The sequence below is a fragment of the Streptomyces sp. NBC_00210 genome (assembly GCF_045160975.1).
Lineage (GTDB): Bacteria > Actinomycetota > Actinomycetes > Streptomycetales > Streptomycetaceae > Streptomyces.
This window is the reverse complement of record NZ_CP108120.1, coordinates 122,793-145,863: the sequence shown is the minus strand read 5'-3', so window position 1 is coordinate 145,863 and position 23,071 is coordinate 122,793. Positions and strand designations below refer to the sequence as shown.

24 protein-coding genes and 3 pseudogenes are annotated in these 23,071 nt (G+C 67.3%); 11 read left to right on the top strand and 16 right to left on the bottom strand.

Annotation, left to right across the window (positions count from 1 at the left end; all coding sequences use genetic code 11):
* Window positions 1-38: 38 nt before the first annotated feature.
* The gene (locus tag OG729_RS00850; RefSeq protein ID WP_405803594.1) at window positions 39-239 is read right to left on the bottom strand and encodes a type II toxin-antitoxin system VapB family antitoxin; all 201 of its coding nucleotides are present in this window, start codon (window positions 237-239) and stop codon (window positions 39-41) included.
* A gap of 92 nt (window positions 240-331) precedes the next feature.
* Between OG729_RS00850 and OG729_RS00845 the strand changes: the two genes are divergently transcribed.
* Window positions 332-1,612: an IS701 family transposase gene (locus OG729_RS00845; protein ID WP_405803592.1), complete on the top strand. Its 1,281-nt coding sequence runs from the start codon at window positions 332-334 to the stop codon at window positions 1,610-1,612.
* A 391-nt stretch (window positions 1,613-2,003) separates the two neighbouring features.
* Here OG729_RS00845 and OG729_RS00840 read toward each other — a convergent pair whose 3' ends face one another.
* The gene (locus OG729_RS00840) at window positions 2,004-2,654 is read right to left on the bottom strand and encodes a hypothetical protein (RefSeq protein WP_405803590.1); all 651 of its coding nucleotides are present in this window, start codon (window positions 2,652-2,654) and stop codon (window positions 2,004-2,006) included.
* Window positions 2,654-2,776 (bottom strand): hypothetical protein, encoded by a 123-nt coding sequence (locus OG729_RS00835; RefSeq protein WP_405803588.1) that lies wholly within the window; start codon window positions 2,774-2,776, stop codon window positions 2,654-2,656. Before OG729_RS00835 ends, OG729_RS00840 begins: the two co-directional genes overlap by 1 nt.
* A 367-nt stretch (window positions 2,777-3,143) precedes the next feature.
* Between OG729_RS00835 and OG729_RS00830 the strand changes: the two are divergent.
* A pseudogene (locus OG729_RS00830) lies at window positions 3,144-3,359 on the top strand (alpha/beta hydrolase); the annotation flags it as partial.
* A gap of 352 nt (window positions 3,360-3,711) precedes the next feature.
* Here OG729_RS00830 and OG729_RS00825 read toward each other — a convergent pair.
* Entirely contained in the window at window positions 3,712-4,308 is a 597-nt protein-coding gene (locus tag OG729_RS00825; protein WP_405803587.1) for a TetR/AcrR family transcriptional regulator, read from the bottom strand.
* A gap of 169 nt (window positions 4,309-4,477) precedes the next feature.
* Between OG729_RS00825 and OG729_RS00820 the strand changes: the two genes are divergently transcribed.
* Both OG729_RS00820 and OG729_RS00815 read left to right on the top strand, forming a co-directional pair.
* Window positions 4,478-5,437 (top strand): alpha/beta hydrolase family protein, encoded by a 960-nt coding sequence (locus tag OG729_RS00820; protein ID WP_405803586.1) that lies wholly within the window; start codon window positions 4,478-4,480, stop codon window positions 5,435-5,437.
* A 515-nt stretch (window positions 5,438-5,952) separates the two neighbouring features.
* A complete protein-coding gene (locus OG729_RS00815) occupies window positions 5,953-6,939 on the top strand; it encodes an ISL3 family transposase (RefSeq protein ID WP_405803584.1) in 987 nt (328 codons plus the stop codon).
* Here OG729_RS00815 and OG729_RS00810 read toward each other — a convergent pair.
* Window positions 6,932-7,378, bottom strand: a complete 447-nt coding sequence (locus OG729_RS00810) for an ATP/GTP-binding protein (protein ID WP_405803583.1) — start codon at window positions 7,376-7,378, stop codon at window positions 6,932-6,934. The two genes, OG729_RS00815 and OG729_RS00810, sit on opposite strands and share 8 nt — an antisense overlap.
* 230 nt (window positions 7,379-7,608) lie before the next feature.
* Complete coding sequence (locus OG729_RS00805; RefSeq protein WP_405803582.1) at window positions 7,609-8,145, bottom strand: hypothetical protein; 537 nt, start codon at window positions 8,143-8,145, stop codon at window positions 7,609-7,611.
* Between the two features lie 475 nt (window positions 8,146-8,620).
* Between OG729_RS00805 and OG729_RS00800 the strand changes: the two genes are divergently transcribed.
* Window positions 8,621-8,965 carry a hypothetical protein gene (locus OG729_RS00800; RefSeq protein WP_405803580.1) on the top strand — a complete coding sequence of 115 codons (345 nt, stop codon included), beginning with the start codon at window positions 8,621-8,623 and terminating at the stop codon, window positions 8,963-8,965.
* Window positions 8,949-10,604: an NACHT domain-containing protein gene (locus OG729_RS00795; protein ID WP_405803578.1), complete on the top strand. Its 1,656-nt coding sequence runs from the start codon at window positions 8,949-8,951 to the stop codon at window positions 10,602-10,604. The genes OG729_RS00800 and OG729_RS00795 overlap by 17 nt, the downstream gene beginning before the upstream one ends.
* A gap of 823 nt (window positions 10,605-11,427) precedes the next feature.
* On the opposite strand, the gene OG729_RS00790 is transcribed toward OG729_RS00795, so the two are convergent.
* Both OG729_RS00790 and OG729_RS00785 read right to left on the bottom strand, forming a co-directional pair.
* Entirely contained in the window at window positions 11,428-11,811 is a 384-nt protein-coding gene (locus tag OG729_RS00790; protein ID WP_405803577.1) for a hypothetical protein, read from the bottom strand.
* Window positions 11,812-11,814: 3 nt separating this feature from the next.
* Window positions 11,815-11,973 (bottom strand): hypothetical protein, encoded by a 159-nt coding sequence (locus tag OG729_RS00785; RefSeq protein ID WP_405803575.1) that lies wholly within the window; start codon window positions 11,971-11,973, stop codon window positions 11,815-11,817.
* A 236-nt stretch (window positions 11,974-12,209) separates the two neighbouring features.
* Here OG729_RS00785 and OG729_RS00780 point away from each other — a divergent pair.
* The 3 genes and pseudogenes from OG729_RS00780 to OG729_RS00770 all read left to right on the top strand — a co-directional run.
* A pseudogene (locus OG729_RS00780) lies at window positions 12,210-12,776 on the top strand (alpha/beta fold hydrolase); the annotation flags it as partial.
* Window positions 12,777-13,129: 353 nt separating this feature from the next.
* Window positions 13,130-13,945: a transposase gene (locus OG729_RS00775; protein ID WP_405810999.1), complete on the top strand. Its 816-nt coding sequence runs from the start codon at window positions 13,130-13,132 to the stop codon at window positions 13,943-13,945.
* Window positions 13,946-14,299: 354 nt separating this feature from the next.
* The gene (locus OG729_RS00770; RefSeq protein ID WP_217621945.1) at window positions 14,300-14,599 is read left to right on the top strand and encodes a DUF3303 domain-containing protein; all 300 of its coding nucleotides are present in this window, start codon (window positions 14,300-14,302) and stop codon (window positions 14,597-14,599) included.
* Window positions 14,600-15,598: 999 nt separating this feature from the next.
* On the opposite strand, the gene OG729_RS00765 is transcribed toward OG729_RS00770, so the two are convergent.
* The 5 genes from OG729_RS00765 to OG729_RS00745 form a co-directional block, all read right to left on the bottom strand.
* Window positions 15,599-16,495: a RibD family protein gene (locus OG729_RS00765; protein WP_405803574.1), complete on the bottom strand. Its 897-nt coding sequence runs from the start codon at window positions 16,493-16,495 to the stop codon at window positions 15,599-15,601.
* The gene (gene folE / locus OG729_RS00760; protein WP_360884811.1) at window positions 16,488-17,180 is read right to left on the bottom strand and encodes a GTP cyclohydrolase I; all 693 of its coding nucleotides are present in this window, start codon (window positions 17,178-17,180) and stop codon (window positions 16,488-16,490) included. Before folE ends, OG729_RS00765 begins: the two co-directional genes overlap by 8 nt.
* Before the next feature lie 142 nt (window positions 17,181-17,322).
* The gene (locus OG729_RS00755; RefSeq protein WP_360884814.1) at window positions 17,323-17,778 is read right to left on the bottom strand and encodes a cyclic nucleotide-binding domain-containing protein; all 456 of its coding nucleotides are present in this window, start codon (window positions 17,776-17,778) and stop codon (window positions 17,323-17,325) included.
* 104 nt (window positions 17,779-17,882) lie between these two features.
* The gene (locus OG729_RS00750; protein WP_360884817.1) at window positions 17,883-18,245 is read right to left on the bottom strand and encodes a DUF488 family protein; all 363 of its coding nucleotides are present in this window, start codon (window positions 18,243-18,245) and stop codon (window positions 17,883-17,885) included.
* 44 nt (window positions 18,246-18,289) lie between these two features.
* Entirely contained in the window at window positions 18,290-18,787 is a 498-nt protein-coding gene (locus tag OG729_RS00745) for a VOC family protein (RefSeq protein WP_405803572.1), read from the bottom strand.
* 548 nt (window positions 18,788-19,335) lie between these two features.
* On the opposite strand from OG729_RS00745, the gene tal reads away from it, so the two are divergent.
* Complete coding sequence (gene tal, locus OG729_RS00740; protein ID WP_405803571.1) at window positions 19,336-20,499, top strand: transaldolase; 1,164 nt, start codon at window positions 19,336-19,338, stop codon at window positions 20,497-20,499.
* A 2-nt stretch (window positions 20,500-20,501) separates the two neighbouring features.
* Window positions 20,502-21,740 (top strand): FAD-dependent oxidoreductase, encoded by a 1,239-nt coding sequence (locus OG729_RS00735; RefSeq protein ID WP_360884824.1) that lies wholly within the window; start codon window positions 20,502-20,504, stop codon window positions 21,738-21,740.
* 56 nt (window positions 21,741-21,796) lie between these two features.
* On the opposite strand, the pseudogene OG729_RS00730 reads toward OG729_RS00735, so the two are convergent.
* The 3 genes and pseudogenes from OG729_RS00730 to OG729_RS00720 all read right to left on the bottom strand — a co-directional run.
* Window positions 21,797-21,844: pseudogene (locus OG729_RS00730) on the bottom strand (hypothetical protein); the annotation flags it as partial.
* A gap of 32 nt (window positions 21,845-21,876) precedes the next feature.
* Window positions 21,877-22,116: a hypothetical protein gene (locus OG729_RS00725; protein WP_405803569.1), complete on the bottom strand. Its 240-nt coding sequence runs from the start codon at window positions 22,114-22,116 to the stop codon at window positions 21,877-21,879.
* A 340-nt stretch (window positions 22,117-22,456) separates the two neighbouring features.
* Complete coding sequence (locus OG729_RS00720; RefSeq protein ID WP_405803567.1) at window positions 22,457-22,849, bottom strand: hypothetical protein; 393 nt, start codon at window positions 22,847-22,849, stop codon at window positions 22,457-22,459.
* Window positions 22,850-23,071 lie beyond the last annotated feature (222 nt).

The window sequence follows — 23,071 nt, the reverse complement described above, 5'->3', positions numbered from 1 at the left end:
ACAACAGAGTTTGAGTGACGCCACGCCAGCAGGCCCCATCAGCCTTGAGGCTCCTGCGGTTTCACCTCGACCTGGTGCAGGCTCTGGTCCTTCAACTCGGTGCGCGCTTCTGTGCGATGGCCACGGGCGATGTAGTCACGCACAACCGCCTCGATGGCGTCCTGAGGTGAGCCGACCCCGGCCAGGACCATCACTTCCACCACCAGCTCGGCATCGAGACTGATGTTGACCTTGGCCACAGACGTGCCCCTTCGTCGGATCCGCAGATCCGGACTCTAGTAGGACTCCGTTAGGTCTTCCGGTCGGGCCTGTTTGGGAGCATGTTGTGTGTGTGGACGCACACCAAGTGAACCGTGTTCGGGCGAAGTTGGCGCTATTCGTGGCTGACGTATTCGCGTCGGTGCCGCGCAAGGACCAGCGGGCCAAGGGCGACTGCTATCTGCGGGGACTGATGCTGGACGGTCGCCGCAAGTCCATCCAGGCGATGGCCTCGCGGCTGCCGGACGGCAACGAGCAGAACCTGCAGCAGTTCGTGAACCAGTCCACCTGGGATCCGGTGCCGGTGCAACGGCGGATCTGCGAACGAATGCTGCCGCAGATCGCCCCGACGGCCTGGGTGATCGACGATGTGTCGGTGCCCAAGGACGGCCGGATGTCGGTCGCCGTTGCGCCGCAATACTGCGGGGCCCTGGGCAAGCAGGCCAACTGCCAGGTCGCGGTAAGCGTCCACGCGGCAACCGACACCGCCTCCTGCCCGTTGCAATGGCGCCTGTTCCTGCCCAAGGACTGGGCGTCCGACACCGACCGCCGGTCCACGACCCGTATCCCGCCCGATGTCACGCACCGCGAGAAGTGGCGGCTGGCCCTGGACATGCTGGACACCCTTGCCTCCTGGGGCATGACGCCGCCGGTCATCGTCGCCGACGCCGCCTACGGCACCAACGCGCACCTACGGGCCGCCCTGTCCGACCGCGGACTCGCCTACGTGCTGGCCGTCCGCGCGGATGTCACCGCCCAGCCGTTTGATGCGAAACCCGTCGCCCCGGACCGCAACGGTCCCATCGGCTGCTGGCCCCAGCCCCGCTACCGGCAGCCCGCACCGTCGGTGGCAGCCCTGGCCGCCGGCCTCGGACAGGAGGCATTCACCGCTCTCACCTGGCGGAACGGCTCGCGAGGGGAGTTATGCTCCCGCTTTGCCGCCGTGCGTGTGCGCCCCGCAGGCAAAGCAGTCGAGCGCGCTGTCAAGGCCGCCGCCTCGGCCGAACAGGGCTGGTGGGACGGGGTCCTGCCCGACTGCTGGCTGCTGATCGAATGGCCCATCGGCGCCGAGGCGCCGACCGATTACTGGCTGTCCAACCTGCCGGCCGACACACCGATCGCCGACTTGGTCCGTCTGGCCAAGGTCCGCTGGCGCATCGAGCACGACTATCGCGAACTCAAACACGGCCTGGGCCTGGACCACTTCGAGGGGCGTTCCTGGCCGGGCTGGCACCACCACGTCACCCTCGTGACCGCCGCCCATGCCTTCCTCACCGAACAGCGCCTGGCCCCAAAAGCGCCCGGACCGGTCTCACCCTCTACCAAGTCCTCGACGCCCTCCAGGACGTACTGAGGTGCTGGACCGGCATCTGCACCACATGCCACCAAGCCCTGCCCGCCAGGACACACACCGCGCCAAGATCGAGAACGACCTAACGGAGTCCTACTAGCGGTTCAAGGTGAAGTGGCACGAGCGCAGGGTTCGGCGGCACGGAACAGCGTCAGCAGATCCACAGGTCTTGACAATTTCTCCGTCGGAGCTGCCTACTCTGCCAACCGCATCCGCCAGACGCTGGTTTGCCGTCCTCGTCGAAATGGACAACGCCCTGCACGCGAGCCCGGGCCTCGTCACATCGTGGGAAGGCGGCGGGGCCGAACCCGCCGGCCCCCAGCGCACCCTATGCCCGCCTTCTCGACGGGCTGCTTGCCCCATGAGCGCGGCGATTTCGATCGGCCGGCTCGGTTCAGCCTGCGTGGAGCGCGCACCCCGCTCCTGCCGGAGGCGGCGGGCGGTTGGCGTCGAAGACCTGCATGACGATTCCGTATGAGGAGGAGCCGGTGTAGTAGATGTCGACAGAACACCCCTCACGCCTGGAGAGCCCAGTGCGGTACTCCTCGAACACCTCGACCGGCTCCTCTTTTGCCAGCCCTTTGATCAGCGACTCCAGCACGCAGTGCGGGCATCCATCCAGCGCTGTGTAGCGGCGTCGACCCCATCGGCCGTTCAGCTTCACCGCGACCAACAGGTCACCGCTCAGATCGAGCTTCAGGGTCATCCCCGGATGGGTCAGACGGGGATCGTTCAGCCAGCCGTGCAGATGCTGCGCGATCTGCTTCCGGTCGGCCTCGACGCGCGGTATCCGGTCCCACAGTTTGGCCTCGTAGTACGGGGCGAGCGTGGGGCTGTGCAGAGCCCGCTGGATCGACAGGACCAGGAGCCAGTCGACCAGGTACCACTCCATCCGCCAGCCGTGCATGTCGCCGCCGGCGTACAGCAGGACGCCCAGAAGGACGAACACCGAGGGCAGCAGGACCCGCCCCCGCCATTGCTGAGCCACGGCGAAGTAGGTGACCACCGGCATACCGAGCAGGCCCAGCAGTTCCAGTACCAGCATCACGCGCCTCCCCGATCGGCGCCCCCGGGCGCGGCCGACTGCCATGCGGTGAACAGCGGCATCCCACTGCCGTCGAAGGCCACGACGCCGAACGGCCGGTCGAAAGCGATGTGCTGAATCACGGGAGGACGGGCGGAGACACCTCCCCAAGGTGGGTACCCGCCCCCGATCCGGTCCCACGCACCCCGCCTGTTGTCGGCGGCCGGATCTCGTTGAAGCGGTGGGTGGGTCGGCCGTCTCGCGGCGTCCGGTCGGCATCGACTCCCGCCAGCGCTTACCCGGCGAACCTGTGGGGACGCGGCACTAGCCCGGATTTTTGAGGCTCTCCCGGAGTGACGCGATCGGCTCGACACCTGTTGCTCCCTTTTCCTTTGGTCGGGCGGTTGACATCCCCTGGTCCGTGACTCAAGTTCTCCTTCAACTGGTCATAACCAGACGCTACCAGCTGAAGGCTCGGCCGGGCCAGTACCGCTCGGAACGGCTCGGTGCGACCACGACCAGGCCGACTGCGATGAGGGCAACCAGCTGCGGATGCCAGTCACCGTCCTGCAGCAGGACTGGGGTGCCTTCCTCGGCTTCGACGCCCAAACGCTCTGGTCCGCATGGGCACCGGAACTGGCTAGCACGACCGTCAACTGCGGCCACTTCATGGCCGAAGAAGCCCCCGAGCAGATCACCGTGGAGCTCCGCAAACTCCTGGCTCGCAAGGCACGCGTCTCGACAGCTGCTGTGGGCAAGAACACCGCATCGGTCTCCATGACCAGCACCGTCACCGGATACAGCCGACAGCGGCGGAGAAGAACGGAGACCTGATGGAGCGTCACTCCCGCCTGCTGGACGGCAAGGCGTACGCGGTCTCACGTGAACCGGACCCCTCGCAATCGAACACCGAGACAGCTCTCCGCGACCGCTCCCCAAGATCTGTGCCAGAACCGAGAAGTGACAGCGCCAGCTCAGGGGCACTGTTGCTTGCCGGTGTATCCAGCTGTTGAGAGGCGGCCGTTCACATCGCGTGGAAGTCAGGGGAGGGGCCAGGTCGCGATGTCGCTCGCGGGCATCAGGACGCCCGAGGTCGCTGGAGTCCCTGGATGAGGAGGGCGATCAGGCGTCGGGGGTCGTAGCGGGGGTCGTTGTCGCGTCCGATGCAGAGGTTGCCGATACCGCGCATCAGCTCGTAGGGCTGCGTTCCGGGCCTGATGTCGCCGGCGTCGACCGCGGCTTCGAGCAGTTGGGCGCAGACGGGCATCAGGCGGTCGAGGAAGTAGGTGTGCAGCGCGGCGAAGCGGTCGCTGTCGGACTGCAGGGCGTCCGCGAGTCCGTGCTTGGTGACCAGGAAGTCGACGAAGAGGTCGATCCACTGGCGCAGTGCGTCGAGCGGCGAGTCGGCACTGGCCAGCAGGTCCGGGCCTGCTTCGGCGCATGCCTCGATCTGGTGGCGGTAGACGGCGGTGACGAGATCCGCCCGGGTCGGGAAGTGGCGGTAGATCGTGGCCATCCCGACGCCCGCCCGGGCCGCGATCTGGCGGATGGGTGCGTCGACGCCGGAGGTGACGAAGACCTCGGCGGCGGCGGTGAGCACCGTCTGCTGGTTGCGCTGGGCGTCGGCCCGCTTGCTTCGGGACGGCGGCTCCCCGGCGGGGCTCTCGGTGGCCATCACGTTCTCCTTCGACACCGCTTGACAAAACGGAGCGCCGCTCCAGATAGTAAATGGAGCGGTGTTCCGTTTCAGCTTAGCCGAAACGGGGCGCTCCTGACCGCCTTGTCCGGCCGCCGGTCGCAGGAGACCGGCGGACGGCAGGCGCCACCGAAAGGAAACCCACATCGTGAGCACATCCACCACCGCCGACGCCTTGGGCGCACCTGTCCCGGTCCTGTCCTTCAGCCCCGTAGTCCTGTCCGTGCCCGGACGTCCCGTGGACCTCCAGGTACGTGTCTCCGCACCCGCGACCGGGACCAGCCTTCCCGTCATCCTCCTCTCCCACGGCCACGGCCCCTCGAACAACCTCTCCTCGCTGAACGGCTACGCGCCGCTCGCCAACTTCTGGGCGGCACACGGATTCGTCGTCGTCCAGCCCACCCACCTCACCTCCAGGACACTGAGTCACCTGGTCGCCGACGCCCCCGGCGCACCCTTCTTCTGGCGCTCCCGCGCCGAGGACATGACCCACATCCTCGACCGGCTCGACGTGATCGAGAACGCCGTGCCGCAGCTCGCCGGACGGATCGACCACACCAAGGTCGCCATCGCCGGACACTCGCTCGGCGGCTTCACCGCCGCCCTCCTGCTCGGCGCCGGGCTCACCGACCCCGACACCGGGAACGTGGTGCACCTCGTCGAGCCCCGGATCAAGGCGGGCGTACTGCTCGCCGCGCCCGGCAGGGGCGGCGATGTCCTCAACGGGCCCATGGCTGAGCAGTGGCCGATCATCGGGGCCGTCGACTTCTCCACCATGACCGCACCCGCGCTGGTCGTCGCCGGCGACAAGGACGACTCCCGGCACTTCACGGACATGGGGCCGGACTGGCACGCCGACCCCTACACCCTCGCCCTCGGCCCCAAGACCCTGCTCACCCTGTTCGACGCGGAGCACGGACTCGGCGGGATCTCCGGATACGACGCCGCCGAGACCACGGACGAGAACCCCGAGCGAGTCGCCGCCCTCGCTCGGCTCACCGCGGCCTACCTCCGCACCCAGCTCCACCCCGGCGCCTCCAATTGGCAGACCACGTGCGAGGCACTGACGACCGGTCCCGACCCGGTAGGACGAGTCGACGTCAAGTAAGCCGTCCACAGACACGTCCGCCAACGGGCGGTCCCCACCGTCATCGTCCAGCTCGCCGCGTCCGGGTCGCGCAGAGGCCGCAGCCCCTCGCGCGGCACGAACGCGGTGAAGCTGGTTGCGCCCAGCACGTTGAGGTTGCGGTGCTTGAGCGGGGAGAGCCGCTTGAGGATCAGGGCTGCTGCGGGGGCGTCTGGTCCGCGTCCACTGATGGTTGGCTTCCTGAGCGGCCTCAAGTTCGGCCGCGCAGGAGGCACTTACGGCGCTCCAGCGCCCGGGAGATCGAGGCGTGCGACGTCGCGGCGACCCTCCTGCCCGTCCTGGATCTCGGCAAGGGCTTACACCTGACCCGACCCCGGACACTGCTCAAACCGGTGAACAACTGCTGTTGGTACTCGGGTTCTGGCACAGCTTCCGGGCAACGGCCACTCTGAGTGACGGCTAAGCGTCTCGGGGCGGCATCGGAAGTCGCCCGAAAATCGGCCGTCGCTGCGGCGGTTGGGCTGAAAGTCCGGGCCGTGGATGAGGTTGCACTCCGGCTGAAGGAGCTGTTGTTCCCGTCGATCGCGAACATCGCGGTGCTGTCGGTAGACGTGAATATCGAGATAGTGCGCATCGACGCGCAATACACCACGGTCGGCTCCGCCTGTCCGGAGTGCGGGGCCTGGTCGACCCGGGTTCACAGCTCCTACCTGCGGTTTCCCGCTGACGCACCGAGCGCCGGACGAAGAGTCGTGCTTCAGTTGCGAGTTCGGCGGTTCCGGTGTCGGAACACCGTGTGCCTCCGCCGGACCTTCGTGGAGCAGATACCCGGCCTCACCCGCAGGTATGGCCAGCGCACCGAGCGGCTGCGCTCCACCCTGGCCGCAGTCGGTCTTGCCCTGGCCGGCCGGGCTGGCGCCCGGCTGGCTGCCGTCCTTGGCATTTCCGTCAGCCGGAGTACGGTCTTGCGCCTGGTCGACGCGCTGCCTGAGCCGGAGGTGCCCGCACCCCGGGTGGTCGGCGTCGACGAGTACGCCACCCGCAAGGGCCGGCACTACGGGACTGTCCTGGTGGACGTCGAAACCCGCCGCCCGATCGACCTGCTCCCAGACCGGGAAGCGTCGAGCCTGGCCGCATGGCTCGCTCAGCGGCCCGGTGTCGAGGTCGTCTGCCGGGATCGCACGCCGTGCTTCGCTGAAGGCGCCACTGCCGGAGCGCCGCAGGCGGTCCAGGTCGCGGACCGGTGGCACCTCTGGCACAACCTGAGTGAGGCCGCCGAGCGGAGTGTCGCCCAGCACCGCCGCTGCCTGAGTGTCCTGACGGCCGCAGCGCCTCAACCCGCACCCGAGGCCGTCCCCCCCCGGGGGCGGCGGCGCCGCTGCTTCACCATCCGTGGTGCCGCCACCGGCTGCGCAGCCGGTGTGCCCGGGGCCGGTACCTGCACGGCCGGCCCGGTCGCGGAGGTGGTGGGGGTACTCACGAATGGATGCCTCCTGAACGCGCGGGCCAGTCGGGCTAGTTGACGGCCTGGGACTCGACGATGGTGAGCTCCACCGCGGAGTCGCGCACCTCGGTCAGCTGGCCGTTCGCTCCGCCCGCGCTGGCAACCTGCCAGTCGACGCTCCACGTCGCGGTCGCCGTGACCGTGTACGTGCCACCCGGCTCCTGATTCGACGGCCTGGTGTAGCGGTGACCGCAGTCCGGCGAGGCCTTCAGCCCGTACGACGGGTTGTAGACCGTGCCGGGACCCGTGCAGGTGATCTTGGCGCCGTCGCCCATCGTCCAGACGACCTTCGACACGGTCGCCCTCGCGGTGACGGTGATGCCGTCGGCGGAGGCGCTGGCCGTGTTCGGACCCCAGGTCGCGGGCCCCCGGTTGGCGGCCATCCATACCGGCATCCCCACCAAACCCGTGCCGCCCGGCCTCGGATTGATGTTGTTGTCGGGGCCGGTCAGCGCCATCTTGTTTGGAAGGTGCAGCTCGGTTCGATGGCGTCGACTCCGCCGGCGCCGTGTGAAGACGGCGTCCTGCCACCGTCCTGGGTGCCTGCTGAGCCGACTGCGTCGGCTTCGACGCATACGTACATCGCGCACGACTTCGCTCCGGTGCCCGGTCCGCCTCCGGCAGCTGCCTGCCCTGCGGAGGAACCAAAGGCCAGAGCCAATGCCGCAGCCGCTCGTGCCCCGACGGCTCAGCAATTTTGCTCCTGAGGCTCGTCCTTGATGACCCTCCACCCTTCCGGCCAGCGTTCGATGGTGGACACGATGACGTACTTAGTCAAGCGTTCCGTCGGGAGAGCTGCGGGCTTCTTGGTCTTGCTGTGGATGACCTGCCAGCGCGATATGTCCAGGCAGCTGGAGAGGGTGACGTTGGGGATCTTGCGGTTGATGTCGATCTTGGTCACCGTCGGGCTGCCGACGGCCACCTCACCTGTGACGACCAGGCCTCTGCCGTGCATGCTCTTGGCGTCTGCCTCGGCGTTGATCAGGGCAGCGGCAGCAGCGTATGGCTTTAGGTTGGCGCCCTTGCCGGTGCTGTCCACATAGAGCCTTTCCATCTCCTGCCAGTACCGCTTGTAGGTGTCGATGGCGTCAGCCTTCGCCGCCTCGGCGGGGTCCGCCGGCGTCGTTGACCGGCTCGGCGCAGCGCTGCTGGTCGAAGGGCCTTGGAGAACTTTGCCCGCTGAATCGTTGCCGCCCGGGCTGCACGCCGACGCGGCGGCAAGCACGCATGTCAGGGCAATGACGCCAACTGCCTGGTCTCGCCCGCGGATCATGCCCTGCCTTGACTGGCGGACTGCTCCTGACACGGTGCCTCCCCTACTGCGCGATGCCGAGCGGGGCTGCCCATGCAGGCGCCGGCCAGGGGGCAGCCCTGCACGGCCTGGTCGATGCGATCACCGTACGGGTGCACTTGACTTCGCGGTACTGCACCAATGCACCATCTGCCCGCACTGACCTTTCGGGTGTGCACGGTCAACGCGCAATTCAGGGTCAGCGACCTGGCATCGATGCACCAGCCGCCACTCTCACCCCCTCTGGTGTGCACAGAGAACCCGCATTTGAGGAAAGCAACGGTGGACTCTGCGCCGTGCGGACCGCGAGGCTGGGGCGCGGCCAAGTGGCGACGATTCCACGGCCGCTGGCCGTGGTCGCTTCCCCGCAGCGCAGCGGCGGCTTCGATGCTGTCTCTCCTCGGGAGCTGTGGACCGTCGCGTATTCCCCATCAGCAGCGTCAGTTTCACCACCAACCATTCGATCGCCAGCGGCCTGCAGGATGCGGCACTCCAAGCGCTCAGCCGAACCAGCAGGCCACTGCTGCTCACGAGCCGTACCGAGGAATACAGAACAGCGGTGATGGGAACCCGCGTGCTTACCGGGGCGGCCACGGGGGCGAAAGTGGCGAAAGTGTGGTTCTGGGAGTCGGATGCGGGCGCGGCAGTGGGCGCCATCTCGCCCCAGTGCATCAAGTTGGCTTTGCAGCCGCACCTGACGAGGTTGTGCAACCCGCCGTTCGTTTCGGGGCTCGCCGATGCGTACGAGCATTGAGCGCCGTAGACGGCGGGTGGTTCATGCCGGGCTGGGGGAGGTGGCCGAGCAACTCGCCTCCGCGGTCTCCGGGCAATGGCGTCACGAGAGGAAGCTGCGGCAGGTTGGTGACCCGTTCCCGCTCGCCGTGCGCTTCGGGTGCGCCGACCGGAATGTGTTCGATCACTGGGCCACGATCCGCCAAACCTCGCCAGGGACGGACCCGGGTCCCCTCCCACTGGACAGTCAACTCGACCGGATCGTAGAGGTATACGAGTCCATCCCGTCCCGTCGGCTGGTGGTGCTGGGCAAGGCCGGGTCGGGCAAGACGATCCTGACCCTGCGCTTCGTCCTTGACTGGCTGAGCGTTCGGACCCCCGGCGACCGGGTACCGGTGATCTTCAGTCTGGCGTCATGGGATCCGGCCGCCACCTCACTGGACGACTGGATGCGCAGCCAGCTGATGCGTGACTACCCCTTCCTGGCGGCTCCAGCGGGGCACGGAGGGAAACTGGCCGACGTCCTCCTCGACGGGGACAGGATCCTTCCCGTTCTCGACGGTTTCGACGAGATCGCCAGCGGCCTGCAGGATGCGGCACTCCAAGCGCTCAGCCGAACCAGCAGGCCACTGCTGCTCACGAGCCGTACCGAGGAATACAGAACAGCGGTGATGGGAACCCGCGTGCTTACCGGGGCGGCCGTCATTGAACTGGACGACCTCACCGTAGACGACTACGCCGACTACCTGCCCGACGCCAGTCGTCCGCTCACAAGCCGCGGCGAGGCCGGGAGCATGTGGGAACCCGTCCTGGCCCGGCTGCGTGAAGAGCCGCGCGGCCCAGGTGCGGCGAACGTCGCCGAGGTGCTCACCACCCCGCTGATGGTCGGCCTGGCCCGCACCCTCTACAGCGGCGCTTCCGGGCACAACCCCGCAGCGCTTCTGGACGCCACGCAGTTCGCCTCCCCCAGAGCCCTGCGAGACCATCTCCTATCAGCCTTCATCCCCTCCGTCTACGCCCCCGCACAGGCTGGCCGCGGTACCGGCCATCGCCGCAGATGGAAGCCCGAACAGGCCCAGCGCTGGCTCGGCTACCTCGCCACGCACATGCATCAACTCAACACCAACGACCTCGCATGGTGGCAACTGGGCACCAGCATGCGCCGTTCTTCGCGGATGCTCGTGGTCGGGTTCCTGGCTGCACTGGCCTTCGGGGTGACGACCGGGATCGGAAACCTGGCCGTTGACCTGGTCGCGACGTCGCACGGGCTCGGGTTCGCGATCGTGCGGGGGCTCATGGTCGGACTCCTGCACGGACTCGTCGGCGGGCTCGCCTTCGGACTCGCGTACGGACTCGTGTCCAGGCATGGGCCAGCTTGGCCGTCGCGCGTACGCATACACGGCCAGATCAGGGAGAGACGTGCCAAGTTCGTCCCCAGGCTCCTGCTGGGGCTCGGGTTGGGGGTCCCGGCCGCGCTCGTGTTGGAGCTGGTGGACAGGTCTTTGATCGTTTGGCTCGGGCTTGAGGACGGGGCTCGATGGCGGGCTCATGGGCGGGCTCGTGTTCGCGCCCGAGATCGGGCTCGGCGCCGGGCTCGTGTTGGGGCTCACGGCCTGGTTGGAAGCTCCCATCGAGATCAGCTCTGCCGTCAGCGCCTCTGACCTGTTGAAGACGAATCGCAGGAATGCGGTCTTCCAGATACTCGTGTGGCTGCTCGCGCTCGGGCTCCCGGCCGGGATCGCCATGGGGCTCATGGCTGGGCCCATGTCCGGGCTCCTGGCCGGGCTTGAGTTTGGGCTCGGGGGCGCGTTCGGGTGCGGTCTCACTTTGACCGCGTGGGGTCAGTGGGTGGCCATGCCGCGTACGTGGTTGCCGCTGACGGGCCGGTTGCCCTGGGCACTGACCGCTTTCCTTGACGACGCCTGCCAGCGAGGTGTGTTGCGCCAGTCCGGCGCCGTCTACCAATTCCGCCGCGCTGAACTCCGAAACGTTCTTGTAGAGCAACACGAAGCCGGATACTGGCCCGTCGTCACTCCCCAGCCCGGCGTCCCGGATCCGAATGAGGAAGATGTGATGAACAACAGGAAGGCCTTCCTCACGAGGATGCCCCCTGGTCAATTCTGTGCGTTGTAGTCGCACTATTCTTACTCCTCTCGTGGGTGGGCACTCGCGACATACTCGAGAAACTCCAAAATCACGGCAGTCTCGGACCTTCTGATGCGCCTATCGTCGTCACCACAATCGTCTCTCTGGCTACGGCTATCGGCGCCTTGATAGGCGGGACGCTTACAGGAATCTCGAAATACGTGCAGGCTCGAGGGCAAGCTGATGCAGAGCGGACCCGAGCGGATGCAGACATGCTCCGCGCGCAAGCCGATATGATTCGAGCCAAGGCGGGATTGCCTCCGATGGAAACTCCGCCGGACGGAGAAACTCTGCCACGCCAGCTCGACCCCTCAGAGTGAGCTCTGCGGGGGACAGTAGTCAGAAGGCTGGAAATTGCGCGTGATTCAGCTTACTCAACGGCTGACGGCGGGGGTTGAGGTCGCTTTCTCGCTGCTGCGCGTCACGTAGCTCGAGCAGTCGGTGCGCTTCGTCGATCAGTTCCTGTCCCTTGGGTGTGGTTCTGAGCGGCCTTCGCCAGGGGACCAGGAGATGAAGGCCGACTGCTTTCTCGACTTTGTGTAGCTCTCCGTTGAGTGACGTGCGGGGAATCCTGAGAACCAGTCTTTGAACTTGTCGTACGCGGAATCGTTGGCCATGGGTTGCTCGAATCTCGACGCGGTAGGACGCTGCGGGAGGATCGTCGCCGAGGACCGGAAGCTCATCGAGGTCGATACGCAGATCCAGTTCAAAGTCGGCGACCATGCTTTATGCGCGATGGCTGCGTGAAGTCTCCGCCCGCTGATACGAGAGGGCGGTATGCGGCTTTCTGTCCGGTTCGTGAATGAGCGGCGTGAGCAGGGCAGCGCCGACCAGGTTGTCGTGCACGCCCGCGGCCAGCGCCACGACCGCGATGATCAGCTTCACCACGTCCCGGCGTGCCGCGGATGCGCCGCCAGCACCTGGATCACATCGCGGCCCTCGTCGGCGCACAGGCTGAGGATCCCCAACGGCCCCCGGGGGGCTTCGTTCATGGCCTTGCCGATACCGTCCTGCACCATGCGCAGCCGACCACCAGGTGGTGATCGGCGTCGTCATAGGCGGCGAACCACGGTTTCCAGTTGCGGAGCGCGGTTACGATCGCTTCCGTAGGATCGATGGTTATGGTTGATCTCTACCCTCCGACGAGTCCTTACGACAGTGGATTTCTCGACACCGGAGACGGCAACCGCATCTACTACGAACAGCTTGGCAACCCTGAAGGCAAGCCTGCCCTGAACGTCCTCGGCGGCCCAGGGTCGGGCGCGCCGCAGCGGCCGACGAGGGCCTGGGATCCCGAGCGCTACCGCGTCATCCGCTTCGACCAGCGCAACTGCGGTCGTAGCACCCCGCACGGCAGCGACCCGGCGGCGGACATGGGTCTGAACACCGCGCAGCACCTGATCGACGACATGGAGCGGCTGCGCGAGCACCTCGGCATCGAGCGGTGGTTGCTGAACGGCGGCTCCTGGGGCGCGACGCTCATCCTGGCCTATGCGCAACGGCACCCTGAGCGGGTCAGCGAGATGGTCATCCCGGCGGTGACGACGACCCGCCGCTCCGAGATCGACTGGCTCTACCGGGGCGCCGGGCGGTTCTACCCCGAGGCGTGGGACCGGTTCCGCGACGGCGTCCCCGAGGACGAGCGGGACGGTGACCTGCTCGCGGCTTACGCGCAGCTGATGGAGAACGGCCCTGGCGCCACGAACTGACCGCGGCGTTCGACCGCCTGGTGGCACTGCCCCGACCGGCCACCTGACAGACGAGGCCGCCCCTGACCACCCACGACCCGAGGACCCAGGAGCACCCGGCCATCGCGCCGGGCCCTCGGCATGCCCAACGACCGACGGCAGCCCCGCGACATCCGGCACAAGGATCACCCCAGATCAGCCGACGCGAACCGAAACAGGGAGGCTAGGGCGGGGACCTGGAGTTCGGCTACCCGCTGCTGCGGCTGCTCGTCCTCATCGAATGCGGCACCCGGGCTGTGCTAGGTGCCGCCTTCGGCCCGGAGAGCGCGGGAGAGAGCGCATAGGCCGAGCGGCTGCTGGGCCGCCTGACCCACGGCATGCTCGTGCTACTGGACACGGGCTTCGACGGCTGGCCTCTCCTGCTTCAACTCCGCTCCACCGGAGCCGAGTTCCTGTGCCGGTCCGGTGCCCGACGCATCCCGCTGATCATCAAGCGTCTACCGGACGGCTCATACCTGTCGACATTCGGCATGGAGAAGCTGCCAGTACGGATCATCGAGGCGTGGATCACTGTGACGTACCAGGACGGCACCGTACGCCGGGAGCAGTGGCGCCTGGCGACCAGCCTGACGGACCATGCCCGGTACCCCGCCCGTGAGCTGGTTGATCTTTACCACGAGAGGTGGCAGGTCGAGACGACCTATTTCTCGATCAAGGCCACGATGCTCGACGGCCGGGTCCTGCGCTCCACGTGCTGTACGGACATCGACCAGGAGGTGTACGCGCTGCTGACCGTCTACCAGGCGCTGGTGCGGCTCGCCGGCGACGGTCACCAGCCGGCCGCGTCTGGATCCCGACCGGATCAGCTTCACCGTCGCTCTGGAAGCCGCTCGCGACCAAGTCACCAACGCCGCAGGGGTCACCCCGGCGATGTCGCGCTGGCGGGGACGATCGGCCGCGCCATCCTGGACAACCTCCTGCCGACGCGTCGCCGACAGCGGGTCAAGGCCCGCACCCGCAAGAACCCGACCAGCAAGTACAGCAAGAACTCAACCCAGTACCCCAGCTCGGCACAGCGCTACACCCTCGAAGTCGAAATCATAGTGATGGAGCAAGGCTTGAAAGCCAGGTCAAGCGCTAACTCAACAGTGTTGCGGCTGGAGTATTAGGCGCTACCATTCGGCCGGAAAGGATGCATGGATATCGATGTGAGCACCGGCCGAGAACGACCCAGGACTCGGGCACCACATAGAGCATTTCCGAACCATCCGACCATCGCATGGTGCGACATGAGCTTTCACCGGATCGGGCGATGCCTCGCGCGGGGCACACGTCTGCGCCTCGCCGCCGCCCCTCTTGCGGAGGCGCTCACCCGCCACTCGCCACCGCCGAAACGGAAATGGGGAGATATCCCGATGCGTGGCGGAGCAGACCTGCGCACGATCGAGGCTACCGTGGTCATTACAGGCCCCTGCCAAGAAACCTGACGGTCGGCGACAGAAACGAGGGTGAGAATGAAGTACATGATCAGCTGGTTCGAACGGGCGCAAGGTTCACCGGCAGAGTATGAGAATGCCCAAAAGCGGATCCTTGAAGTGTTCGGCCAGTGGAAGGAACCTGAGGGCTTCAACGTCGAATCATTTGTGATCCGGGTGGGTGAATGGGGTGGACACATGCTGGTGGAGTGCGATGATCCACTCAGTGTGCACAAGTTCTGCTCGACCTTCCCCGCCTTCGAGTTTCAGGCGCGACCGGTCATTGCGGTGCAAGATGCTGTCCGAGCCGAGCTCGAGGTAATCGCATGGCGCGACGGACTCGCCTGATTTGACTGCGGACCTCGGGTCGGACGGCCGAGAGCTGCACTCGTAGACGCCGAAGGTCCTTGGCCTGAGCTCGCCGAATCGCGTACAACTCCGCGATTGGAGGCGGGTCAAGGAAAGCCTCGGTCTCGGAAGGCGCACCGTAGAGGACGCCGTTCGAACCCATGCGGGCTGACGCCATTGCCGCGGCCGTCCAGGACGGGCCGCCTGGCGGCGACCGTGTCGAACCCGTGCCAGGCGGCGGCCTGAACAAGCAGCCTCAACGCGAGGTCGACCGGTTTCGTGCCGAACAGCCGTAGGTGACGACGACTTGGGCGACAGCCGCCGACGGCGCCAGCGCCTCTATGGCAGATGTGAACCGTTCGATAATCGACATGAGTTCGGGGAGTCCACCGCGTTGGCGCAGCCGGACGCGAAAGACGACCGCAGCGTTCACAGCTCGCCCTCTCTCGGAGCGAGTCCTGCTGAGCTCGCACCTTCAACCCGAGGGGTTGTTGCGCTCTCGTGGGCTAGTGGCATGCGGGTTCACCGTCCCAGGCGTGCAGGAATCTGCGAACCTGTCGGATTCGGCTGGGGCCGGCGGCCGCCGTCGTCTGCACTCCGTAGAGGGCGAGCGCGCGCAGCCGCACAAGCGGAGCCAGGGCGCGTGCGTCCCTTCCGAAGAACCGCAATGCGCCGGTGTTATGAACAGCTTGCATGTCTCAGGCCCCCTCCTGTCTCACAAACGCCAGGTGAGGCCCATGGAGGATCCACCTCGAACCAAGGCTGGTGTCTCAGGGACAGCCAGAACCGTTGCTCGTTCGTGACCTTCGAGCCCGGCCCACGGATGCCCCCTTTCGGGGCCGAACTGGTCGGGCGTCGCAGAGTCGTCGGCTGCTGCCGTTCTCGTCGACCGAGGTACGGGTTCGTAGCACGTGCTGCGTCGCTAGGGGTGCGGCACATGCCGGATGTTTACACAACAGCGAACCAGCCGACGACCTGAGTGCCCGAATCGGCGTCGCATCAAATGGCCACCGTGGAACGCAGGCTGACGCCTGCGTCTGAGAGGCGAAGTCGGTAGCGAAGGAACAGATGCGAATCCCGTCGCCGGGCGCTGATCAGGTCCATCCATGCCGGTTGCTTTGGCAGCAGTTCGAGTCCGGCGATCAGCCCGGGGCGGGAGGTGTCGGCACGGCCGGCGAGTGCCGGGGATGTCGTGAGGAACAGTTCATCCAGCAAGCCCTCACCGAGCAGGTTGCCGATGAGGTGCGGCCCGCCCTCGGTGAGCACCGTGGTGTGTCCGTGAGTGTGTAGAGCTGCGAGTATGTCGATCATACGGACGGTGGAGCCTTCGCTTGTGGTGAGTACCGTGCACGCTGGCGGCAGGCGTCCGTCGAGTCGGCGGGTGCCGTCCAGGGTGGTGGCCACGAGCGCGCCCGACTGCAGGGCTGGGTGCTCGGTGGGGAGGTCGCCGCTCGCGGTGACCACGACCAGTTGCGGTTGGGTGGCGCGTCGCAGGCTGCGTCGTAGCTCTGCGAAGTCGGGGGCGGCTTGTGGACAGACGTGGTCGGGTGTCCAGCGGTGGCGGGGTGAGGCGCGGAGTGTGCCAGCTCCGATGAGTACGGCGTCGGCGCATGCGCGCAGCAATCCCATGACGAATCGGTCCGCGGGCTTGCGTCCGCTGATCACCGAGCCGGAGGAGGGGTATTCGGGGCCGAGGGCGACCACTCCGTCGATGGAGGCGACGAAGTTCGCGTACACGCACGGCAGCGTGAAGCCCAGATCACCGCCGTATGCCGTGGCGAGCACCGGAGGCAGACCGAAACGGGGCTGCCCGGCCTCCTCGTACAGCAGGTCCAGTCGTTCCGGCAGATTTGTAGGCGGTCCGGAAGTGGGATGTGCGGTGCTGTCCTTAGCCATGTCCGGCCAGGCCCCGCTGGCCGCACAGCGTGAAGAATTCGCCACGCAGTTGGGGATCCTCGTCGTAGGTGCCGCGCCAGTGGGTGGTCCGGGTGCTGGACTCGATCTCCCGTACGCCGCGCATCTGCGTGCACAGATGCACCGCCTCCAAGTGGACCGCGACGCCGTGCGGTTGAAGGATCTGCTGCAACGATTCGGCGAGCTGACGGCCGATGCGCTCCTGCATCGAGAAGCGGCGGGCGAACAGCCGCACCAGCCTGGTGAGTTTGGACAGTCCGAGGATGTGCTCGTGCGCGATGTAGCCGACGTACGCCTTGCCGAAGAAGGGCAGGCTGTGGTGCTCGCAGAGTGAGAAGAACGGGATCGGTCCTTCGACGATCTGGCTGATCCGGCAGTCCGAACCGCCATGGCATTCGGTCTCGAAGGCGGTGACCAGCTTCTCGTCTCCTTCGTACCCACTGGTGGCGTCGAAGAGGGCACGCAGGAAGCGGCGGGGTGTATCTGCCGTGGCCGCCGACCCGGCGGCCAGCCCCAGCGCCTGGAAGATCTCCTTCAGATAGTCCTCGAACCGCTGCCACTCTTCGGAAGTGATCTCCCGCGGAGACACAGCCGCCCACTCCACCTCGTCCGTGATGGGTAGGAGGCCCTCGCCGACCAGCCCGGCGATGGGGGGCGGACCGTTCATCGAAGGTGATTGGTTGTTCACATTCAGCCTCACGATGGGACGAATGCTCTTGCTGTAGTGGGTCGCTTTTCATTATCGACCGATTCCTGCGTGAGTGCCGTACCAACTCATGATGCTCCTGCACGGCGCTCGGGGTTGCCGGTCAGGGCATAGGTCCGCTGCCGGCTGGCCCGTACAGATCCAGTAGGCGTGTGCGGGTGGACTCAAGCCGGTGCCCGACCACTGCAGCGACACAGCGGGTGATCGCCTGTCCCAGCAGCGGATCGTCCTCGCACAGTGCGCGCACCGCCGATGCGTCGAATTCCAGCGCATATACCGGGCTCAGGGCCTCCGCACCGAGCTGCCAGGTGTGCGGCGGGATCAGCCACGACCAGCCGAGCAGTTCACCCTGGCCAATGGTGTCGACGGTGGCCGCCCGGCGGCCAGGGACGTGCACGTCGATCCCCACCATTCCGGTGCGGATAATCCAGAACCGATCGGCCCGGGCGCCCTCCTGGAAGATGCGGGAGCCCAAGGGAAAGGACACATCGGCCGAGAACTCCAACAGCCGGTTGCGGTCTGCGGGCGAGAGCATGCCGAGCAGATTCGTCGTGGTCATAACCTACTCCGGTCCTCAGGTTCAAAGCCTGCGAGCGGCCACCAAAGCCCCAAAGCCCCCACCTGGGTTCTTGAGCCTGGGCGCTTGCAAGTCTCTTGCTGTCCTCAGCCCCGGAGCAGCTCGGCGAGCACCTCGGCTTCGCTGATCTCGGGATGCTTGGTTGCGGTGAGTAGCGTCAAGGGGCCGTCTTGAGCGAGGTCGCGCAGGTGCGCCAGAGCGTCTACGTGTTCGGGATCTTTGAGCTCGGTCCGGTAGCGGCGGCTGAATTCCGCGAAACGTTCGGGGTCGTGGCTGTACCACTTGCGCAGCTCCGTGGACGGTGCGACCTGCTTGCACCACTCGTCGAGGTGAGCCTTCTCCTTGGTCATTCCCCGGGGCCAGATGCGGTCGACCAGCACTCTGGCGCCGTCGGCCTGCGCCGGAGCCTCGTAGACGCGGCGCACGTGCACCGTCCTCCTGCGAGCCATGGAAGGACCTCCTCGTGACCTGGGTACTCCCGCTTTCTCCCGCTTCACACGTAGTAACGAGAGATGAACTCGAGCCGCGCCACTTCGTCCGGTCCCGGATAAGCCACCAGCACCGGCAGGCCGCTTGGATCGCGGCCCTCGACTACGGTCAAGCCCTCACCTTCCCTGGTGTCGACACGGTCGGACCGGGCTCTGAGCACGCGCTCGCACCGATGGAAGTCGTCGGGGCCGTCCGCCGTCCAGATCACGTACTGTGCGCCGACGTCGCCTACCGGGTGGGCGGCTTTCGGTCCCACGGCGCGTAGGTACACCTGGAAGCCGTTCCGGCTCACGAGCAGCGCGGCAGTGGCGGTCCGCACCGTGACCTTCATTTTCAGCAACTCCCCGTAGAAGTCAGCCGATGCGTCGTGGTCGTGGACGAACACCACGACCGAGGCCAGTCGGGGTCCGCGCGCATCCGGTCCGCTACCGACCGGCTCCGAATCCGCCGGAAGCGGCGCACTGCGCGGGCCGGAGGACGCCGCTTCATGTGGGTAGGCCACAAGGACCCTTCCGCCTTCGACTGCGATACGAGTCTTTTTTGCGCGGTTTCCTGGTCTGGTTTCCACGCTACTCGGCTCGCGTCCTGCATGCCGGAACCACGTGGAAGGCCCTGAGCGGCGGCGGCCGGGTTGTCAGACCGGCCAGGTGAGAAACCCTCCCACGATGTGCCGTAGGCGGGGTGCGCGGCGAGGGTGACGGTGGGGGTGCCGGGGCCGTAGTTGAGCATGAGGAAGCCGGGTGGTTCGAGCAGCGCGACGTCGGGGGCGCTGGTGTGGGGTGTGCCCATGCGGGGGGGACGAGGGGCAGCAGGATGCTGACCAGTGCGGTGGACGGAGGTCGGACAGATGGTGATCACCCGGGCCGTACTTCGGCTTCCGGCCGGGCCGCGGCGGCCGTGCCGCGGTCTGCGATGGGCCCCTGGCCACCGGTGGCGGACGGGCCCGCCCCGGTCCAGCCTGGGGGGAGGCAGGGGTCTCGATGAGGACGGCAGGCCCCGTGACTGGCGCGGCGTGGGCCCCGGCCCAAGCGCCGATCGAGCACATATCGCATGCGCAGCCTCGGCCGCACGGCGGAGAGGAGCGGCAGTGCCATGAATCCGTTGTCCGCACTGAGCGAAGCGGGAGTCTCGATCTGGCTCGATGACCTGAGTCGGGAAAGGCTGGTGTCCGGGAGCCTGGCGAAACTGGTCGAGCATGACCATGTGGTGGGCGTGACCACCAATCCGACGATCTTCGCCAAGGCGATCACACACGGTGAAGCGTACGACGGGCAGATCGGCGACCTGGCGGCGCGCGGAGTGGGGGCTGGCGAGGCGCTGCGGGCGCTGACCACGTTCGACGTGCGGTGGGCGTGCGACGTGCTGCGCCCGGTCTACGACGCGACGAACGGCGTCGACGGGCGGGTCTCGATCGAGGTGGACCCCAGGCTCGCGCACGACACGGCGGCGACGATCGCGGAAGCGCGGGCGCTGTGGTGGCTGGTCGATCGGCCCAACCTGTTCATCAAGATTCCGGCCGCCCGGCAGGGCCTGGAGGCGATCGCCGCGTGCCTGGCCGAGGGGATCAGCATCAACGTCACGCTGATCTTCTCCCTGTCGCGGTACGACCAGGTCATGGACGCCTTCCTCCACGGGATGGAAGGAGCCCGCGCCGCGGGCCGGGAGCTGTCCGCGATCGGATCGGTGGCCTCGTTCTTCGTCTCGCGCGTCGATACCGAGGTCGACGCGCGGCTGGACAAGGCCAGCAGCGTGCGGGCGGCCGATCTGCGCGGGCGGGCGGCGATCGCCAATGCACGCCTGGCCTACCAGCACTACGAGCGGGTGTTCTCCTCGTCACGGTGGAAGGCGCTGCGGGGCGCCGGCGCGCGACCGCAGCGACCGCTGTGGGCCTCGACGTCCGCTAAGGACCCTGCGTACCCCGACACGCGCTATGTCGTCGACCTGGTGGCCCCAGGCGTGGTGAACACCATGCCCGAGGCCACCTTGCGCGCGGTCGCGGACCACGGGCAGGTGCCCGCCGACTCGGTGCGTTCCGGCTACAGCGACGCGCAGCGGGTACTCGACGGGCTGCGGGCGGTCGGCGTGGACTACGACGACGTCGTACAGGCCCTTGAGGACGAGGGCGTGGAGAAATTCGACGCCAGCTGGGAGAGGCTCGCCGAACAGCTCTCCGACACTCTCAGCACCGCGCGTCCACCGCAGACCAGGGGCTGATCATGACCGACAACAGCGCGTATGTGATCGTCGGAGCCAGTCTGGCCGGGGCCAAGGCCGCGCAGACGCTGCGCGAGGAGGGCTTCGACGGCCCGCTGATCCTGATCGGGGAGGAGAGCGAGCGGCCCTACGAGCGGCCGCCGCTGTCGAAGGGCTACCTGATGGGCAAGGACGCCCGGGAGCAGATCTACGTCCACCCGCCCCAGTGGTACGCCGAGCACGACATCGACCTGCGCCTGGGGACGGCGGTTACCGCGCTCGACCCGGCCCTGCACGAGGTGACGCTCGCGGACGGCAGCCGCCTTGGGTACGCCGAGCTGTTGCTGGCCACGGGCTCCTCGCCGCGCCGCCTGCCGGTGCCGGGTGCGGACCTGGACGGGGTGCTGTATCTGCGCACGGTCGAGGACAGCGACCGGATCAAGGACGCCTTCTCCTCCGCCTCACGGGTGGCGGTCGTCGGGGCTGGCTGGATCGGCCTGGAGACCGCTGCCGCGGCCCGCGCCGCCGGTGTGGAGGTCACCGTGCTGGAGAGGGCTGAGTTGCCGTTGCTGGGTGTCCTTGGCCGCGAGGTCGCCCAGGTCTTCGCGGACCTGCACCGTGAGCATGGGGTGGACCTGCGTGTCGGCGTGCAGGTCCCCGAACTCACCGGCAGCGCGGGTACCGTCGACGGCGTGCGGCTGTCCGACGGTACCCGCATCGATGCGGACGCGGTCATCGTCGGCATCGGCATCGTCCCCAACACCGGGCTCGCCCAGGCCGCGGGTCTTCAGATCGACAACGGCATTCTCACCGACGAGCGGCTGGGCACCTCCGCACCGGGCGTCTACGCCGCGGGCGATGTCGCCAACGCCTTCCATCCCCTGCTGGACCGGCGCATCCGCGTGGAGCACTGGGCCAACGCGCTGCACCAGCCACAGACCGCTGCCAAGGCGATGCTCGGCCAGGAAGCGGCCTACGACCGGGTGCCGTACTTCTTCACCGACCAGTACGACCTGGGCATGGAGTACACCGGATACGCCGAGCCCGGCGGATACGACCAGGTCGTCTTCCGCGGCGATGTCGGCGCACGCGAGTTCATCGCGTTCTGGCTCGCACGCGGCCGGGTGCTGGCAGGCATGAACGTCAACATCTGGGACGTCACCGAACCGATCCAGGCCCTCGTCCGCTCCGGCCAACAGGTTGACACCCGAAGACTCGCCGACCCGCAGGTGCCCATCGAATCGCTCCTGCAAGGTTTGTAGTGCTGCCACGACGCCTCGACCAGCAACCGCCGGGCGTGGGCGTTGCCGGTCTTGGTGATCGGCCCCTGGAAGCGGTTGGGCCCCGAGGAGTGCTCGCTGGGCACCAACCCGAGGTAAGCACCGATCCTGGCTCCGGTTAACCGGTATCAGTCACCACCTCGACGGCCAGGCCGAACGCGGACAAGGTGTCGATGCCGCGCCAGCAGGCGCCGATGCACCACCGGCGCCCACTCGGGGCGGTCGGCCGCAGCTTGACGCGCTGGTCGAAGCGGTCACGCATCGCCTCCAGCGCCAGGAGCTCCTCCATCCTCTCGTCAAAGGCGAACTGCGTGTCAGCATCGGTGAACCGCTGGCCGGACAGCCACTCGTGGTGCACACAAGTCCAGCCCGTCCCGCCGCGCCAGACCCGCCCTGGCGCAGCAACAGCTTGGAGACCGGTTGCGGGCATGGGCCAGGTGCCGGCGGACATCGTCCCGGCCCCGGACGAGATCGCGGGCGGCCTCCCCGGCCGGCGTCGGCACCCGCACCACGGGCAGCTCGTCCATCCGAAGCAGCTTCGCCAGCCGCTGGGCATCCCGCTTGTCCGTCTTGATCCGGTGCCGTTTCCGCCGGTCAGCAAGGCCACGGCTTCGGCACGACTCATCCCCACTGCACCCATCGGCTGCCCCCTCATATCGGGGTCACCCCAACGAGACGCATGCTCGCGTGGACAAGTCCTATCTGGCGGAGGGGAAAGGGGCGAGTCTCCGGTTGTTGTCGCGCTTCTTCAGGGCCAGGTTCTCGTAGTACAGGTTCGCGGTGACCGCCGCGAGTGCATCGAGTTTGCTCTGAAGTTCGGTCACCGTCGCTTTCGCCTCACGAAGCTGTCTGCGTAATACCGCAATGGACTCGTCGCGGGCAGTCTCGCCCGGGATGCGCAGCACGGGGCAGGCGACCTGGGCGTCCCATTCGGCCAGCACGTTCTGCCCCCGGTGCATGGTGGCGTGGCTGACCTGGGCCTCGCGGGCAAGGTTGATGGCACCGCTGGCCGAGATGTTCGCCCACGCCGGCGGCATGGTCCAGCTGAGCCGTGAGCAGGCTCGCGGCCGGGCCGGCGACTTCGAGATCATCGAGTACATCCTGCGCGGTCAGCCCGGAGGCGTGCCCTGACCTGGGGCCACCACTTCGACGACTGCCTCCTGCACGCTCCCCTCACCGACCAGCACCGCAACAAGATCGCCCACCAGGCCACGCTCATCGAGTCCGCACTCGGGAGCGACCCGGCGGACGTTCCGAGCACGGCCCCCCGCGCGCGCCACCGGCCGCCGCATCCTGCTGATAGCGTCCGGAGG